The 375-nt window shown below is 72.0% G+C and carries 1 protein-coding gene; it reads right to left on the bottom strand.

All coding sequences use genetic code 11. The features are described 5' to 3' along the window. The coding region (locus tag SB816_RS30145; RefSeq protein WP_410548010.1) for an SDR family NAD(P)-dependent oxidoreductase at positions 1-375 on the bottom strand (375 nt) is incomplete at both ends.

The following is a 375-nucleotide window of genomic DNA, read 5'->3' as shown; positions in this document are numbered from 1 at the left end:
GCCGGCAGGTTGCGGACGTCGGCCGTCGGCTCGGCGCCGAACGCGTCGCTGAGCGCGTAGCGGATCAGATGCCGCGCGGCCTCGTCGGGCGTCGACAGCGCGCCGCTCGCTTTCAGCGCGTCGAATTTTTCTCGCATCGGGAAGTTGGCTTCGCTGGTCGAGCGGATCGTTGCCTGCATGCCGGTGTCGACGACACCCGGCGCGACGCTGCAGATCCGCAGCGCGCGGTTCGCGTCGAGCGCGACGGCGCGCGCGTGGTGATCGAGCGCGGCCTTCGTCGCGCAGTAGACGCTCCAGCCCGCGTATGCGTTGCGGGCGGCGCCGCTCGACACGTGCAGCACGCGGCATTCGGTCGGCGCCGCTGCGGCTTGCACG

It is taken from the genome of Achromobacter sp. SIMBA_011, assembly GCF_046535435.1.
GTDB lineage: Bacteria > Pseudomonadota > Gammaproteobacteria > Burkholderiales > Burkholderiaceae_B > Achromobacter > Achromobacter dolens.
This window is presented reverse-complemented; position numbering and strand designations above follow the sequence as displayed.